At 76.0% G+C, this 14,412-nt stretch carries 16 protein-coding genes; 3 read left to right on the forward strand and 13 right to left on the reverse strand.

The window, feature by feature from the left end:
* Window positions 1–5 precede the first annotated feature (5 nt).
* Genes ACWDYF_RS29905 through ACWDYF_RS29915 form a run of 3 tightly spaced genes read right to left on the reverse strand, consistent with a single transcriptional unit; the run spans window position 6 to window position 2,336 of the window.
* Window positions 6–956, reverse strand: coding sequence for an ABC transporter substrate-binding protein (locus tag ACWDYF_RS29905; protein WP_389470528.1), 951 nt, complete (start codon window positions 954–956; stop codon window positions 6–8).
* The gene (locus tag ACWDYF_RS29910; protein ID WP_018568493.1) at window positions 953–1,627 is read right to left on the reverse strand and encodes an ABC transporter permease; all 675 of its coding nucleotides are present in this window, start codon (window positions 1,625–1,627) and stop codon (window positions 953–955) included. The genes ACWDYF_RS29905 and ACWDYF_RS29910 overlap by 4 nt, the downstream gene beginning before the upstream one ends.
* 28 nt (window positions 1,628–1,655) lie before the next feature.
* Complete coding sequence (locus tag ACWDYF_RS29915) at window positions 1,656–2,336, reverse strand: ABC transporter permease (protein WP_018568492.1); 681 nt, start codon at window positions 2,334–2,336, stop codon at window positions 1,656–1,658.
* Window positions 2,337–2,497: 161 nt separating this feature from the next.
* Here ACWDYF_RS29915 and ACWDYF_RS29920 point away from each other — a divergent pair, with 161 nt between their 5' ends.
* The gene (locus ACWDYF_RS29920) at window positions 2,498–3,289 is read left to right on the forward strand and encodes an ABC transporter ATP-binding protein (protein WP_389470525.1); all 792 of its coding nucleotides are present in this window, start codon (window positions 2,498–2,500) and stop codon (window positions 3,287–3,289) included.
* Between the two features lie 2 nt (window positions 3,290–3,291).
* Window positions 3,292–4,608, forward strand: coding sequence for an FtsX-like permease family protein (locus tag ACWDYF_RS29925; protein ID WP_389470743.1), 1,317 nt, complete (start codon window positions 3,292–3,294; stop codon window positions 4,606–4,608).
* A 79-nt stretch (window positions 4,609–4,687) separates the two neighbouring features.
* Here ACWDYF_RS29925 and ACWDYF_RS29930 read toward each other — a convergent pair whose 3' ends face one another.
* From ACWDYF_RS29930 to ACWDYF_RS29950, 5 genes are all read right to left on the reverse strand, one after another.
* Window positions 4,688–5,257: a MarR family winged helix-turn-helix transcriptional regulator gene (locus ACWDYF_RS29930; RefSeq protein ID WP_389470522.1), complete on the reverse strand. Its 570-nt coding sequence runs from the start codon at window positions 5,255–5,257 to the stop codon at window positions 4,688–4,690.
* Between the two features lie 175 nt (window positions 5,258–5,432).
* The gene (locus ACWDYF_RS29935) at window positions 5,433–5,690 is read right to left on the reverse strand and encodes a hypothetical protein (RefSeq protein WP_018568488.1); all 258 of its coding nucleotides are present in this window, start codon (window positions 5,688–5,690) and stop codon (window positions 5,433–5,435) included.
* An 11-nt stretch (window positions 5,691–5,701) separates the two neighbouring features.
* Window positions 5,702–5,926, reverse strand: a complete 225-nt coding sequence (locus ACWDYF_RS29940; RefSeq protein ID WP_389470519.1) for a hypothetical protein — start codon at window positions 5,924–5,926, stop codon at window positions 5,702–5,704.
* Between the two features lie 546 nt (window positions 5,927–6,472).
* Window positions 6,473–7,147 carry an ABC transporter ATP-binding protein gene (locus ACWDYF_RS29945; protein WP_389470515.1) on the reverse strand — a complete coding sequence of 225 codons (675 nt, stop codon included), beginning with the start codon at window positions 7,145–7,147 and terminating at the stop codon, window positions 6,473–6,475.
* Window positions 7,144–8,262, reverse strand: a complete 1,119-nt coding sequence (locus ACWDYF_RS29950) for an FtsX-like permease family protein (RefSeq protein ID WP_389470512.1) — start codon at window positions 8,260–8,262, stop codon at window positions 7,144–7,146. The genes ACWDYF_RS29945 and ACWDYF_RS29950 overlap by 4 nt, the downstream gene beginning before the upstream one ends.
* A 187-nt stretch (window positions 8,263–8,449) precedes the next feature.
* On the opposite strand from ACWDYF_RS29950, the gene ACWDYF_RS29955 reads away from it, so the two are divergent.
* Window positions 8,450–9,037, forward strand: a complete 588-nt coding sequence (locus tag ACWDYF_RS29955; RefSeq protein WP_037890210.1) for a TetR/AcrR family transcriptional regulator — start codon at window positions 8,450–8,452, stop codon at window positions 9,035–9,037.
* A gap of 27 nt (window positions 9,038–9,064) precedes the next feature.
* Here the strand turns inward: ACWDYF_RS29955 and ACWDYF_RS29960 are convergent, their stop codons facing one another.
* The 5 genes from ACWDYF_RS29960 to ACWDYF_RS29980 all read right to left on the reverse strand — a co-directional run bounded on the left by ACWDYF_RS29960 (window position 9,065) and on the right by ACWDYF_RS29980 (window position 14,340).
* On the reverse strand, window positions 9,065–10,135 hold the full coding sequence (locus ACWDYF_RS29960; RefSeq protein ID WP_389470508.1) for a cytochrome c oxidase assembly protein: 1,071 nt from the start codon (window positions 10,133–10,135) through the stop codon (window positions 9,065–9,067).
* A gap of 261 nt (window positions 10,136–10,396) precedes the next feature.
* The gene (locus ACWDYF_RS29965; protein WP_389470505.1) at window positions 10,397–11,125 is read right to left on the reverse strand and encodes an FAD binding domain-containing protein; all 729 of its coding nucleotides are present in this window, start codon (window positions 11,123–11,125) and stop codon (window positions 10,397–10,399) included.
* Between the two features lie 178 nt (window positions 11,126–11,303).
* On the reverse strand, window positions 11,304–12,107 hold the full coding sequence (locus ACWDYF_RS29970) for an ABC transporter ATP-binding protein (RefSeq protein ID WP_389470502.1): 804 nt from the start codon (window positions 12,105–12,107) through the stop codon (window positions 11,304–11,306).
* A complete protein-coding gene (locus ACWDYF_RS29975; protein ID WP_389470499.1) occupies window positions 12,104–13,345 on the reverse strand; it encodes a FecCD family ABC transporter permease in 1,242 nt (413 codons plus the stop codon). The genes ACWDYF_RS29970 and ACWDYF_RS29975 overlap by 4 nt, the downstream gene beginning before the upstream one ends.
* Entirely contained in the window at window positions 13,342–14,340 is a 999-nt protein-coding gene (locus ACWDYF_RS29980; protein ID WP_381744169.1) for a FecCD family ABC transporter permease, read from the reverse strand. Before ACWDYF_RS29980 ends, ACWDYF_RS29975 begins: the two co-directional genes overlap by 4 nt.
* Window positions 14,341–14,412: the final 72 nt, after the last annotated feature.

The following is a 14,412-nucleotide window of genomic DNA, read 5'->3' on the forward strand; positions in this document are numbered from 1 at the left end:
ACGCATCACTTGAGCAGGCCCTTCTCCTCCAGATAGGCGCGGGCCACGTCCGAGGGCAGTCGGCGCCAGCTGTCGACGCGCTGGTTCAGGGCGGCCAGGTCGGCGGTGGTGAGGACGGCGTTGAGCCGGTCCAGCACACCGGTCACCCGCGTGCTCCCGGCGCGGGCGCGGTTGACGACGGGGACGATGTAGTCGGCGTTCTGGAGGTGCTTGTCGTCGGCGAGCAGGACCAGGCCGAAGGAGTCGAGGGTGGCGTCCGTGGTGGTGGTCAGCACCATCTGGTCGCGGCCGTCGCGCACGGCCTGCTTGGCCTGCGTGGTGCCCACGCCCTTGGGGTCGATCCCGGTGATGTCGATGCCGTACACCTTGCGCAGGCCCGGTGCGCAGTACGGCCGCGACACGCACTCGTCCCCGGCGGCCAGGCGCACCTTCAGGCCCGAGGCGCCGAGGTCGCCGAGGGTCTTCAGCCGGTGCTCGCGGGCGTAGGCGCGGGTGACGGCGAAGGCGTTCTGGTCGACGGCCCGGCCGGGGTCGAGGACGGTGAGGCCGCGCGGGGCGGCGAGCGCGCGCAGGGCGCGCAGGGTGGCGGTGAGGTCGGGCGAACCGGCCGGGGGCGCGTCGGCGCCGTGCGTCTTCGCGGCCAGCCAGTCGGCGAAGGTCGCCGCGTACTCGGGGACGACGTCGATCTGGCCGGACTCCAGGGCGGGTTCGTACAGTTCGCGGTTGGCGACGGTGATCAGGGACGTCCGGTACCCGGCCCGGTCCAGCAGCAGCGCGTACATCTGTGCGAGCAGATCGCTCTCGGTGAATCCGGCGGAGCCGATCGTCAGACGGCGGCTGTCGCCGGGCGGGGCGGTGACCTCGCCGCGCTGCTCCAGGGAGGGTCCGGCGGCGCAGGCGGTGAGCGGGCCGAGCACCAGCAGCAGGCGCAGCAGGAACAGAGCCGGTGCCCTCATCGGCGGCCGCTCCTGCCCCGGCCGGGCGCCAGCCGCTCCACCGTCTCGAAGACGGCCTCGACGACCAGCGCGAACGCGGCGACGAGGACGGCGCCCGCCACCACCTGCGGGGTGCTGGCCAGGTTGAATCCGGCCGTGATGATCCGGCCGAGTCCGCCGCCGCCCGCCAGCGCGGCGATGGTGGCGGTGGCGACGAGCTGGACGGCGGCGACGCGCACCCCGTTCAGCACCATCGGCGCGGCGAGGGGCAGTTCGACGCGGAACAGGGTCTGCGCGCCGGTCATCCCCATGCCGCGCGCGGCCCGTACGACGTCGCGGTCGACCTCGCGCATCCCGACGTAGGCGTTGGTGAGCAGCGGCGGCACCGCGAACAGGACGAGCGCCACGACCGTGGGGCCCTCGCCCCACCGGCCGACCGGGGTGAGCAGCAGCAGGACGAGGACGGCGAAGGTGGGCACGGCGCGGCCGATGTTGGAGAGGTTGACGGCGAGGGCGCCGCCCCGGCCGAGGTGGCCGAGGACCAGGGCGACGGGCAGCGCGATCAGGCAGCTGACGGCCAGGCAGACCACGGTGAGCAGCAGGTGCTGGAGGAGGCGGTGCGCGATGCCGTCGTCGCCCGGCCAGTGCGCGGGGTCGGTGAGCCAGCTCCAGGCGTCGGCGAGGGTGCTCATGGCCGCCGGGTCCCGTCCGCCGCGGCGCTCACGCGCGGGCCGCCCGGGTCCAGGGGGTGAGCAGCCGCTGCACGCCCAGCAGGAGCAGATCGGCGGCGACGGCGATCACCACGCACAGCACGGACGCGGTGAGCACCTGCGCCTTGAAGTAGGTGTTCATGCCCGCGTAGATGAGGTTGCCCAGCCCGCCGAAGCCGACGATCGCGCCCACCGTCACCAGGGACACCGCCGAGACCGTCGCGATGCGCAGTCCGGCCATCGCGGCGGGCAGCGCGAGCGGCAGTTCGACGGCCAGCAGCAGCCGTACGGGGCCGTAGCCCATGCCGCGTGCCGCCTGCCGGGTCTCCTCGGGGACCGCGCGCAGGCCCGCGAGGATGTTGCGGACCAGCAGGGTCAGCGAGTACAGCACGAGACCGGCGACGACGAGGGTGGCCGACAGCCCGTACAGCGGCAGGAGCAGGGAGAACATGGCCAGGGACGGGATCGTGTAGAGGACGGTCGTGAGGGCCAGGACGGGTCCCGCCGTCCAGCGCAGGCGGCGGGCGAGCACGGCCAGCGGGACGGCGACGGCCAGGGCGATCAGCACGGCCAGGGCGGTCAGGCGCAGATGCTGGAGCACCGCGTCGAGCAGGACGCCGCGACGGGTGCTCAGATAGGCGCCGCAGATCCACTCGTTGCGCGCGAGGCAGTCGTCCGGGGGCGCGGTCACCTGTCCATTGCAGCGGTGGCGGGCGGGGTCGGCGCGTTGGGGTGACCCGTTGGAGGTGTCGCCGGGTACACCGGCCGATACGGGTGCTGCGCCCCGTGTCGCGGACGCGTACGCTCCGTAGTTTTTCTTTCCGGGGCACAGGGCGTGCCGGACGGAGGGTGATGACGATGACGGGCGTGGGCGCACGGCGTGCGCGGGGGGCGGGGCCGGCCGCCCAGGCGCTGCGGCTGGTCAAGGTGACCAAGACGCACGGCAGCGACGGCGGTGCCGTACGGGCGCTGGACGGGGTGACGCTGGGCCTGGAGCGCGGCACGTTCACCGCGGTGATGGGGCCCTCGGGTTCGGGCAAGTCGACGCTGCTGCGGTGCGCGGCCGGTCTGGAGCGGCCGGACGCCGGGATCGTGATGGTGGACGGGGAGGAGCTGAGCGGCGGTGACGAGGCGGCGCTGACCAGATTCCGGCGCGAGCGGATCGGGTTCGTCTTCCAGCAGTACAACCTGCTGGAGACGCTGACCGTCGCGCAGAACACGGTGCTGCCGCTGCGGCTGGCCGGGCGGCGCGTGGACCGGCGCCGGGTGCGGGAGGTGCTGGACTCGGTGGGTCTCGGCGACCGTCTCGGCCACCGCCCGGACCAGTTGTCGGGCGGGCAGCGCCAGCGGGTCGCGATCGCGCGGGCGCTGGTCACCGAGCCGCGGGTGGTCTTCGCCGACGAGCCGACCGGGGCGCTGGACACACGCAGCGCGCGGGACGTGCTGCGGCTGCTGGGGGACGCGGTGCGGGTGCACGGGCGGACCGTGGTGATGGTGACGCACGATCCGGTGGCCGCCTCCTGGGCCGACTCGGTGCTGTTCCTGGCGGACGGACGGCTGGCCGGGACGCTGCACGCGCCGACGGCCGACGCGGTCGCCGAACGCCTCGCCCACCTGGGCGACGACGTGACGGCGGGGGTGTGACGATGCTGTTCCTCGCCCTGCGCTCGGTCCGGCACCGGCCGGGCCGCTTCGCCGCGACGCTGCTGTCCGCGTTCCTCGGCGCGGCGATCGTGATGGCCTTCGCCTCGCTGCGCGACACGGCCGGCGCACCCGGCGTCGACGACGTCAGCGCCGAGACCCTGACCACCTCGGCGAACGTGGTGGGCGGCTACGGCGCGCTGCTGGTGTTCTTCGCGATCGCCTCCGCGCTGACGGTGAGCGTACGGCAGCGCTCGGGCGAGCTGGAGCTGCTGCGCTGCTCGGGGGCGACCCCGGCGCAGCTGCGGCGGATGGTGGTGGGCGAGTCGGTGGCGGTGGCCGTGCTCGCGGTGGTGCTGGCCGTCGGCCCGGCGGCGCTGGGCGGGCGGGCGCTGCTCGGCGTCTTCCAGGACAGCGGTCAGGTGGCCCGCTCGGTCGGCTACTCCTTCGGTCCGCTCGCGCCGGCCTCGGGCGCCGGGATCACGCTGGCCGCGGCGGTCGGAGCGGCCTTCCTCGCGGTGCGGCGGGCGACCCGGCCGCGGGAGCGGCGGGGCCGGGGCCGGGGCCGTACGGTCCTCGCCTGCGGCGCGCTCGGGCTCGGCGCGGCCTCGGTGCTGTCGACGTTCGCCTTCTCGGCGACCGACCCGGCGCTGATGGCGGCACCCGCCTACGGCGCGATCCTGCTGTCGGTGGGCTGCGCCCTGCTGGCGCCGCGGCTGCTGACGGCGCTGCTGGAGCGGCTGCCCGCGGGCGGGGCGAGCGGCTGGCTTGCGGTGCGCAATCTGCGGCAGCGGGTGGACAAGCTGGCCGGGACGCTGATGTCGCTGACCCTGTTCACGGGCATGGCCACGGCGACGCTGTCGATGCAGGCCGTGGAGAGCGCCGAGGTCCGGGCCTCCGGTCTGGTCAGGCCGGCCGACGCGAAGAACCTTCAGACGCTGAACCTGACGGTGGTGGGGATCGTCGTGGTCTTCGTCTGCGTGATGCTCGTCAACTCCCTGTACGCGGCGACCGCGTACCGCCGCCGGGAGTTCGGGCAGCAGCGGCTCGCGGGGGCGACGCCGGGCCAGGTGCTGCGGACGGTCTTCGTGGAGGGTCTGGTCGTCACGGCGGCCGGGGTGCTGTGCGGCACGGTGACCGCGCTGGCCGGGACGGTCCCCTTCACCCTGGTCCGCGCGGACGTCCTCTGGCCGCACCAGGTGCTCGGCGTCTGGCAGGCGGTGGCCGCGGTCGCGGCGGCGGTGGTGCTCGGCACCTGCCTGCTGACCGCCCGCCGGATGCTGCGCACCCCGGCGGTGGACGCGGTCGCGGCGCCGGTGTGACCGCGCCCCGGGCGTGGGGAGGGGCGGAACGGGCGCGCGGGCGGGGGCCGGGCCCGTGGCCGGGGGCCACCGGCAGGGCTCACACGCCGGACGGGTCGGCCGGGGTGTCGCTGATGCCGCGGTCCGCCCGCGCGCTCTCGCGAGGGTGGACGGCCGTCTCGCCAGCCGCGTCGGTGAGGGCGTTCAGGGCGGGCAGCAGGGCGGCCCGCTGCGGGGCGGACAGGCGCTGGACCACCCTGCGGATCTCGGCGTGGCGCCGGGTGAGCACACGGGAGACCAGTTCGTGGCCGCCGGTGGTCAGGCTGAGCACGACCTCGCGCCGGTTGGCGGGGTTGGTCCTGCGGTCGACGAGGCCGAGCGCCTCCAGCCGTTCCACCATGCGCAGCGCGGTGGACGGGTTGACGCCGAGGGTCGCGGCGAGCACGACGAGTTTGACCGGCCCGCAGGTGTCCAGCACCACCAGCGCCCGCAGTTGCGGCAGCGTCAGCGAGTCGGCGGTGGAGGCCAGCGCGCGGGCGGAGATCGCCACGAAGAGCCGGGAGGCGGCCATCAAGGCGATGCTCAGCTCCTCGGCCTCCCGGTCGAGCGCGGCCTGCCCGTGCCGGGTGGCCGAGCGGCCCCGGTCCCGGTCGGTCTCGCGCTGTGCCATGTGTCCCCCTTCCGCCGCTCCGCCCGGACGGGCGGAGACGATCAGGCGCGGAGCATCATCGCAGAGGACGGCGGCGCCCGGCGCGGACCGCGCGGACAGGAGGGCGCCGTCGCACACCGTCCCGCGCCGCCCGCGCACCGCGGTCCGCCGGTGGGGGAAGTCGCCCGCGGCCCTCTCACCCGGCCGGTTCCGCGGCCGGGGCGCCCTGTCCGGTGTCGAGCTGGTGTCCGAGTTCGCGGCGCAGTTCGGCCGGAAGCCGTCCCGACACCGCCCATTCGACGACGAGTTCGGCGACGTGCTGCTCCTTGATGCGGGTGTGCGCGGCCATCGCGCGCAGCACCGCGCGGGCCCGTTCCCGGGTCACCCCGCCGACGATGGCCACGATGTCGGTCGCCTCGTCGAGGCGGGCCTGCGCACGGTCGGTCACGGTCATCTCGGTTCTCCTCACGTGGCGTCGGGGCGACCGCGCCGGTGCGGCGCGGCCCGAGCGGTGACGGCCCCGGGCTGGTGGATCGGCGGCACCGGCCGGGGGTGCCGGGACAGCACCCGGCAGAACCGCCGGGTGTCGGCCGCCCGCAGCTGCGCCGTGGTCGCCCGCACCCTGCTGCCGCGGTACAGGAGTCCGGTGCGCAGCGAGCAGGTGAAGCCGTCGGATGACGGGCTTGGCACCGCAGTGCGTCGGCTGGAGCGCGGGTCGGCGGCGGGCAGGGCGCCGCGCGGCGAGAGCAGCGGCGGGAGCGGCGGCGGCGCGGCGGCGAAGCGGACCCCGGTGTCCCGGACGCGCGCAGCGCCGCCGCGAGGGTGGCCGCGTCTCCCTCGGGGGTGTCCGGGGCGGCGTGTGTTCGGGTGCGACTCATCTGGGGCGACCGCCTTCCTGGACCGTGCGGGGCTCGGCGTCCGGGCGGTGCGCGCCGGGCCGCCCAGGGTCCGGCGCCGGTCTCCGGCCGGGTGGCGGCCGTGTGCCGCCGCCGCTCCCCCGGGTCCTCGCCCTTGCAGTGTGCGAGGGCGCCGTTTCCGCCGCCCGCGGCGCACCCCCGGCCGCGGGCCGCCGCCCGGCCCGCGGCCGGGGACGGGGACGCGCCGGGGGGCGTGCCGGTGCCGGTCGCGGGCGGGCGCCGGGGGCCGCCCGCGGGACGAGCCGGAGGCACGGCACGCCCGGAGGGTGTTGAGCCGATCGGGTGAGGGGCGGCGGACGCGGCGGCGCGTACGGGGTGGTCAGGCGGGGCCGGTCGGGTGGAGGGCGGCCATGTCGACGGTGTGGTCGGCTGCTGTCCGGACGACAGGGTCGTGGGTGGCGACCACGGTGACGCAGCCGTACCGGGCCGTCGCTTCGGCGATCAGCGCGGCGAGGGCGGCGGCGCGCTCCCGGTCGACGGCGGCGGTGGGCTCGTCGACCAGGAGCAGTTCGGGTTCGAGCAGCAGGGCACGGGCGAGCGCGATGCGCTGTCGCTCGCCGCCGGAGAGCTGGTCGGCGCGGTGGCGCAGGCGGTGGGCGAGGCCGACCTCGGCGAGCAGTTCCGTGGCGCGGGCCCGTACGGCGCGCGGGGCGCGGCCGGTGACGGAGGCGGCGGCGAGGAGCTGTTCGAGGGCGGTGAGGCCGCTGAGCAGGTTGCCGCTCTGGAAGACGTAGCCGACGCGCTCGCGGCGCAGGCGCGCCTGTCCGGCCGGGGTCAGCCGGGCGAGGTCGGTGCCGCCCAGCAGGACCTGGCCGGAGTCGGGCCGCAGCAGCGCGCCCGCGACGGCGAGCAGGGTGGACTTGCCCGAGCCGGACGGTCCGACCAGGGCGGTCAGCGCGGCGGGCGCGAAGGCGGCGCTGAGGTCGCGCAGCGCGGTGGTACGGGAGTCGCCGCGGCCCAGGGTCACGGTGACGTTCCTCAGTTCCAGGCTCATCGGCCGGCTCCCAGCAGGGTCATCGGGTCCACGGTGGTCACCTTGCGCAGGGTGACGGCAGCGCCGGCGAGCCCGACCAGCACGACGGTGGCCATGGTCAGGGCGAGGCCGGTTGCGGGCAGGCTGAACGGCACCTCGGTGCCCACGAGCAGTCCGACGCCCGCGGCGAGCGCGGCACCGGCCGCGGTCCCGGCGACGACGACCAGCGCGGCCTGGGCCAGGGTGTGCGCCAGCAGCCGGGGCCGGGAGGCGCCCAGCGCGCGCAGCAGGGCCAGTTCGGGCAGCCGCTGCACGGTCCACACCGCGAAGAAGGCGCCGACGACGAGCGGGGCGATGGCGTACAGGAAGACCTGGATGGAGGTCATGGTCACGCGTTCGCCGGTGTAGCCGGGCGCGGCGGCGTAGGCGCCGGTGGTGGTCAGGGTGCGGGTGCCCAGTGCCGCGTCCCCGGCGGCGAGGTCCGCTCCGGGTCCGGCCCGCAGGGCGACGGCGCTGTACTGCCGGGGCGGCCGCCCGGCGGCGGGGCCCGCTCCCGGGGCGGCGAAGCGGATCCGCTGCCAGGTGGCGACGGGCATATAGGCGACGGCCACATGGCCGTAGGAGGCGCGGCCGGTGGTCCCCCGGACCTTCAGGGTGATGCCGAGGCGGTCCACGGTGAGCGTGTCGCCGACGCGTACGCCGTCCTTCACCAGGCGCTGCGAGACGACGATGCCGGCCGGTTCGGCGTCCGACAGCGGGGCGCCGGTGGTGCTGCCCGGGTCGAGGAAGGAGCGGGGTTCCACGCCGAACGCGGCGAAGTCCACCTCCGCCTTCCGGTCGGTGGTGCCGCGCGCGATGGAGACGCCGAGACCGGTGGCCTCGACGCCCCGGCGGGCGCGCCAGCCGTCCAGTTCCGGCGCGCCGACCAGGCTGCGGGCGAACTGGTCGGAGTCGGCGCCGCGGGCGAAGGCGAGGTGGGTGGCGGGCAGGGCGCGCAGCGCGGAGACGGTGTCGTCGCCGAGTCCGGTGGTGAATCCGCCGACGATGCCGACGAGCGCGGCGACGAGGACCACCACGCTCCCCATGAGGAGGAAGCGGCCGCGGGCCGCCTTCAGTTCGAGCAGGGCCAGGTACACGGGAGGTGCCTTCCAGCGTTCTTCTGTCTTAGGGACACGGTGTCCCCAAGATAGAAGATGGCGACGCTGTGTCCCTAAGTGGGGGGGTGGGCAAGCGGGGGTGGGCAAGTGAGGGCGGGTGACCGGGGAGGGACGAGTGGGGGTGCGGAAGGGGGGCGGCCGGGCGCGGGCTCCTACACTGGCGTCCGTGCCCAAGATCCGTGCCGCCTCCGTCGCCGACCACCGGGCCCAGCAGCGCTCGGCCCTGGTCGCCGCCGCGCGCGAACTGCTCCAGGAGGGCGACGCGGCCGCCGTGACGTTCGCGGCGGTGGCCGCGCGCACGGGCCTGGCCCGCAACAGCGTCTACAAGTACTTCGCCGACCGCCGCGAGCTGCTGGCCGCGGTGGTGCGCGAGACGGCGCCCCGCTGGACGGCGCGGATCCGGGCGGAGATGGCGCACGCGCGCACACCCGAGGAGCAGGTGGCGGCCTATGTACGGGCGCAGCTGACACTGGTGCGGGACGGCGAGCACCGGATCGCCCAGGCCCTGGCCGCCGACCGGGACGCCGCGGTGCTCCGGGAGGGCGCCGCCGAGGCGCACGCGGAGATCCTCCAGCCGCTGGTCGCCGCGCTCACCGCGCTCGGCGACGACGCCCCGCGCGTCACCGCGCGCCTGTTGCAGGGGTTCGTCAACGCGGCGACCACGGCCGTCGAGGCGGGCGACGACTTCGAGGCGGTCACCGAACGGGCGGTGCGCCTGGCCACGGCGGCGGTGGGGTCGCTGTCCGGCGGGTGACCGGCAGCCGGTTCAGGGGGCAGAGGTTCAGGGTGTGCCGTGCTGGCGGCGGAGCCGGGCGGCGACCTCGTTGTCCTCGGTCTCCCACCAGGGGCGTACGCGCTCGGCGTCCTGCGGGGCGGCCGTCCCGGACGGCGGCCCGGCCGGGGCCCCCGCGGCGCCTGCCGCCGCACCCGTCACACCCGCCGCACCCGCCGCTGCCGCGTCGAGCCGCCGGTCGAGCACCGCGTTGCGCAGGCGCTCGGCGCGGGCCCACTGCGCGAGGACGGCCAGCAGGAAGGGCAGCGCGACCAGTTCGGCGATGCTGAGCATGGCGCCGCCGCCGATCTGCTGGTCGCGGTGGACGTCCGGAGCCCAGGCGGGCGCGTGGTGCAGATACCAGGCACCCGCGATCAGGGTGCCGTGGGTCATCACCACGACGCCCGGTACCGCGTCCACCAGCCCGTCCAGGAAGACCAGCGCCGCGCGCACCGGATGCGAGCACCAGGCGGGCAGCGCCTGTTCGCGGGTGAGCACCGGCACCACGAACAGGCACCCGGCCGCCAGCAGGTGCAGATACATCAGCTCGTGCAGCCAGCCCACGCGCAGGGCGGTGGCGAAGTACGGCGTGAAGTAGACGACCAGTTCCGTGGTGAGCACCAGCACCGTGCTGACCAGCGGGAAGGTCAGCACGCGCACCACGGGGCCGGTGACCGCCCGCCGGAGCCGCGCCGCCCGCCCGCCGGGCAGCGCCTCGACGGCCAGCCGCAGCGGGTCACCGAGGGCGAGGCCGAGCGGGGCGAGCAGGTCGAGCAGGACGTTCTGCACCGCGGCCGGCCAGAACAGGACGTGGTCGTAGACGGCCAGCGCCGACATCGTGGCCACCACCAGCGCGCCCAGCCCGAGCACCACGAACGCGGCGGTGCGGGCGACCGGCCAGGACCGGCCGTCGCGGCGCAGCCGCAGCACGCCCCAGCCGTACAGGCCGCCCAGGACGGCCACCAGCACCAGCGCGGGGACGTCCGGCTGCCACGAGGTCAGCAGCCGGTCCACGGTCGGTGCGGCGGGACCGCCCGCGGCCAGTGCCGGGCCGGTCATCGCGTCGGCACTCACACCCATCGGCTCTCCTCGCCATCGGTCGGACCCATCTGACCCATCGGATCCATCGGTTCCATCGGATCCATCGGTCTCGTCACCGACCGGTCTTCTCCGCCCAGTGGGGGACGTTTCGGTACAGCTCCCCTGCGGGACGGTAGCGCCCGGCGGCGGCGAGGCCGGCGGCGGGGTGGCAGATCAGGGAACCGGCCGGGTGCCGACCGGGGAGCCGGGCGGGGCGAGGCGGCCCGGTGCCGCCGTGCGCGCCGTGCGATCGGGTCCCGGCTACGCGAGTCCGGCGTCGCCGAGCAGGCGGGCGGTCTGCTCGTGGACGATGTCCCACGCCTCGGCGGGCAGATCGCCGAAGGCGGCCGTGGCACGCAGCGTGTCCAGGACGGTCGCGGCACCGGTGCCGCAGTCGGCGTCGGCGTCGCGTACGTCGTAGCCGTCGCGGACGGCGACATGGAGCAGGTGGTGTCCGGCGCCGTCGGTGTGCAGCGCGGAGGCGACGACCAGGGGCGGCGGGCCGCCCGCGTCGCCGGGCAGCTTGCGGTAGGCGCTGGCGGCGGGCGCGTTCCAGCGCAGGGAGAGCAGGACGGACCCCTTGGCCTCCATCGCCTCCGCCAGACCGGTCTCCTGGACCCCGTCGGCGTCCAGGACCGTCGCGCGGGCCCGCAGGACCAGGGCTGCGGGCAGCAGGCACCGCAGGCTGCTGCCCACGAGGTTGCCGCCGACCGACGCCGTCCGGCGCACCGCCCCGGTGCCTATCGTGGCGGCGGCCGCGCGCAGCACCTCCGGTACACGGTCGTCTATCCGGTGCAGCACCACCGCGGCGCCGAGCGTCTCCCGGCCGATGACGTTGGCCTCGGGCAACTCGCGCAGGGACATGGCCTGTTCGGGGAAGCCGTCCCGTTGCCAGGTGGCCCACAGCAGGGTGGCACCGCCTATCGGGACGATCCCTTCGGCCACGCATTCCCGCGCTTCGGACACGGAGGTGGGCAGACGCAACAGCACAGCGGCAGACCTGCTTTCCTGTCGGGGACGGGCGGCAGGTGGTCGGGTTTCGGCCGTCCACCCGTCCGGCACGGCGCATTCTCGCCGTACGGAAGGGGGCGCGTACAGGGCTCACACGGACATCGCGCGAGCCGTCGTCCGCCCCCGCTCCCCTGCTCGTTCCGGGTGCTCCGGGACGTCAGGGGCGGGCGCGCGGGACGACGACGGGCGCGGCGTCGCCGGGTGCGCGCAGGATGTCGGCCTCCACCTGGTACAGCTCCTTGACCAGCGCCTCGTCCACCGTCTCGTGGGGCGGGCCCTGGGCGACGACCCGGCCGTCGTGCATGGCGATCAGGGTGTCGGCGTAGCGCGCGGCGGAGGCCAGGTCGTGCTGGACCATGACGACGGTCCGGCCGGCCGCCGCCACCTCGCGGACCAGTTCGAGGACGTCAACGACATGGCCGAGGTCGAGGGCGCTGGTGGGTTCGTCGAGCAGCACGACCGGGGTGTGCTGGGCGAGCACCATGGCGAGCCAGCAGCGCTGGCGCTGGCCGCCGGAGAGGCGGTCCAGCCGTTCGCCCGCCAGTTCCGTGGTGCCGGTGGCCTCCAGTGCCTCGCGTACGGCCCGTTCGTCGTCCCGGGACCACTGGCGCAGCAGCCCCTGGTGCGGGTGGCGGCCGTAGCGGACGAGCCCGGCGACGGTGACGGCCTCCGGGGCGCGCGGCGACTGGGGCAGCAGGGCCACCCGGTGTGCGGCCTGGCGCTGGGTCAGCCGCCAGATGTCGGCGCCGTCGGCGTGCACGCTGCCCGCGGTGGGCCGGTGCAGCCGGGCGACGGTGCGCAGCAGGGTGGACTTGCCGCAGCCGTTGGGGCCGACGATCGCGGCCACCTGCCCGGCGGGGACGGTCAGTTCGACGTCCCGGACGACGGGACGGCCGGGGTATCCGGCGTGCAGGCCGGACACGTGCAGGCCGGGGTGGGCGTCGGTCATGGGGGTGGTCATGCCTTTCCGGTGGTCGAGTCCGTACGGAAGAGGGCCCACAGGAGGAAGGGGCCGCCGAGGACGCTGGTGACGACGCCGACGGGCAGTTCGACGGGGGCGATGACGCGGCCCAGGGCGTCGGCCGCGGTGATGAGGGCCGCGCCGACCAGCGCGGAGCCCAGCACCGGCACCCGGGTGGGACCGCTCAGGCGTCCGGCGAGGATCGGGGAGGCGAGCGCGACGAAGGCGATGGGGCCGCCGACGCCGACGGCGAGTCCGGCCAGGGCGACGGCGAGCGCGAGCGCGGCGGCGCGCAGCCGGCGCAGGTCGACGCCGAGGCAGGCGGCCGTGTCGTCGTCGAAGCGCAGCAGTTGGAGCCGGTGTCCGGCGGCGAGCGCGAGCGGCAGCAGGAACAGCAGCGCGATCAGCAGTGGTGTCCCCACGTGCCAGTCGCGGCCGTTGAGGCTGCCGACGGCCCAGAGGAACACGCCGCCCGCCGTGTTGTCGTTCTCCCGGGACATGACGAGGTCGCCGACCGCGCCGACCACGGTGGACACGCCGATCCCGACGACGAGGAGGCGGTACCCGGCGCTGCCCGCGCCGCCCGCGCACAGCACGACGAGGACGGCGGCGGCGACGGCGCCGACCGGGCCGAGCCACCAGTCGCCGACCATGCCGGTGGAGGATCCGGCGGCGGAGGCCACGACCGCGGCGGTGGCGCCCTCGTTGACGCCGATCAGGTCGGGGGTGGCGAGCCGGTTCCCGGCGAGGGTCTGGGTGAGGCAGCCGGCGACGCCGAGGGCGGCGCCGACCATGAGGCCGACGAAGACCCGCGGCAGCCGGAAGTCCCGCACGATCATGACCGTGCCGGGGTCGCCGTTCCCGAGCAGTCCGGACACGGTGTCGTGCAGGCTCATCCCGGTCGAACTGGCCATCACCGCCAGCGCGATGAGCAGGGCGAGAAGCGGGAGGAGCAGCGCGGCGGCGAGGGCGCTGCGGCGCGGGAAGAGCCAGGAGAGCGTGCCCGCGCGCAGCACGACGCTGTCCGGCGGCGCGATACGGGCGGCGGGCGGGCCGGGCGCGCCCGCGTCGCCGTTCGCGTCGCCGTTCGCGGGCGCGGAACCGGTCTCCCGGGCGGAGGGCTTCGCTCCGCCGCGCACCGCCGTCGCGGACCCGGCGGCCCCCGCGCCCTCCGGAGCCTCCAGCGCCTCACCGCCCCCCGCCGCGCGGTCCGGTGGGAGGGCGGGCGAGGCGGTCATGAGGCGGCTCCGGCGGTGGAGAGGCGGGAGGAGCGGGCGATCCAGACGAGCAGGGGGCCGCCGACGAAGGCGAGCAGGACGCTCACCGGGGTCTCCCAGGGGCGGATGACGACCCGGGCGAGCAGGTCGGCGACGATCATCACATCGGCGGCGACGAGTGCCGACAGCAGGAGCTGGGCGGCCATGCGGGCCCCGGCCAGGGCGCGGGCGGCGTAGGGGGCGAGCAGGCCGAGGAAGGCGATCGGCCCGGCGACGGCGACCGCGCAGCCGGCCAGCAGGGAGACGGCCGCCGCGACCACCAGGCGGATCCGGCCGGGGTGGTGGCCGAGCGAGCGGGCGCTGTCGTCGCCGAGGCCGAGCGCGGCCAGCGGCCGGGCGCAGCCGAAGGCGACCAGCACCCCGGCGGCCGCCAGGGGCAGCAGCGGCAGCAGGTCGGCGGTGCGCACCCCGGCGAGCGAGCCGATCGTCCAGTAGCGGTAGACGTCGAAGGTGGACTGCGTGCCCAGCAGGACGTAGGAGGTGAGGCCGTGGAAGGTGGCGCCGAGCGCGGAGCCGGCCAGGACCAGGCGCAGCGGGGAGCCCGCCGCGCGTCCGCCGGCCGCCAGCAGCAGGACCACGGCGCTGGCGGCCATGCCGCCGAGCAGCGCCCACACCAGCAGGGCGGTCGCCGAGGAGGCGCCGAAGAAGGTGAGTCCGACGACGACGGCGAAGGCGGCACCGGAGTTGACGCCGAGCAGCCCGGTCTCGGCGAGCGGATTGCGGGTGGCGGCCTGGAGCAGGCAGCCCGCGGTGCCGAGGCAGACGCCGACGAGTACGGCCGCGAGGGTGCGCGGCAGCCGTACGTCCACGACGGCCAGGCGGAGTTGGGGGTCGGCGCGGGCGGTGTGCTCACCGAGGAGGTAGTCCCAGGCGCGGCCCGGCGCGGTGGAGCCGGTGCCGATGAGCAGCGACGCCACGCACAGGGCCAGCAGCAGGACGAGAAGGACGGCGGCCACGGGGGCGACGGGGCGTTCTCCGGCCGGGTGTTCGTTCCGGTGGCCGGATCCGAACCGTATGGACCACCCTCT

The organism is Streptomyces sp. NPDC003284, from assembly GCF_053589675.1.

Bases quoted from the DNA above. Each gene is read 5' to 3' on its own strand.
- ACWDYF_RS29935 (WP_018568488.1), bottom strand. From the start codon at position 5,690: ATGACCGTGACCGACCGTGCGCAGGCCCGCCTCGACGAGGCGACCGAC.
- ACWDYF_RS29905 (WP_389470528.1), bottom strand. From the start codon at position 956: ATGAGGGCACCGGCTCTGTTCCTGCTGCGCCTGCTGCTGGTGCTCGGC.
- ACWDYF_RS29960 (WP_389470508.1), bottom strand. From the start codon at position 10,135: ATGGGTGTGAGTGCCGACGCGATGACCGGCCCGGCACTGGCCGCGGGC.
- ACWDYF_RS29945 (WP_389470515.1), bottom strand. From the start codon at position 7,147: ATGAGCCTGGAACTGAGGAACGTCACCGTGACCCTGGGCCGCGGCGAC.
- ACWDYF_RS29920 (WP_389470525.1), top strand. From the start codon at position 2,498: ATGACGATGACGGGCGTGGGCGCACGGCGTGCGCGGGGGGCGGGGCCG.
- ACWDYF_RS29970 (WP_389470502.1), bottom strand. From the start codon at position 12,107: ATGACCACCCCCATGACCGACGCCCACCCCGGCCTGCACGTGTCCGGC.
- ACWDYF_RS29925 (WP_389470743.1), top strand. From the start codon at position 3,292: ATGCTGTTCCTCGCCCTGCGCTCGGTCCGGCACCGGCCGGGCCGCTTC.
- ACWDYF_RS29930 (WP_389470522.1), bottom strand. From the start codon at position 5,257: ATGGCACAGCGCGAGACCGACCGGGACCGGGGCCGCTCGGCCACCCGG.
- ACWDYF_RS29975 (WP_389470499.1), bottom strand. From the start codon at position 13,345: ATGACCGCCTCGCCCGCCCTCCCACCGGACCGCGCGGCGGGGGGCGGT.
- ACWDYF_RS29910 (WP_018568493.1), bottom strand. From the start codon at position 1,627: ATGAGCACCCTCGCCGACGCCTGGAGCTGGCTCACCGACCCCGCGCAC.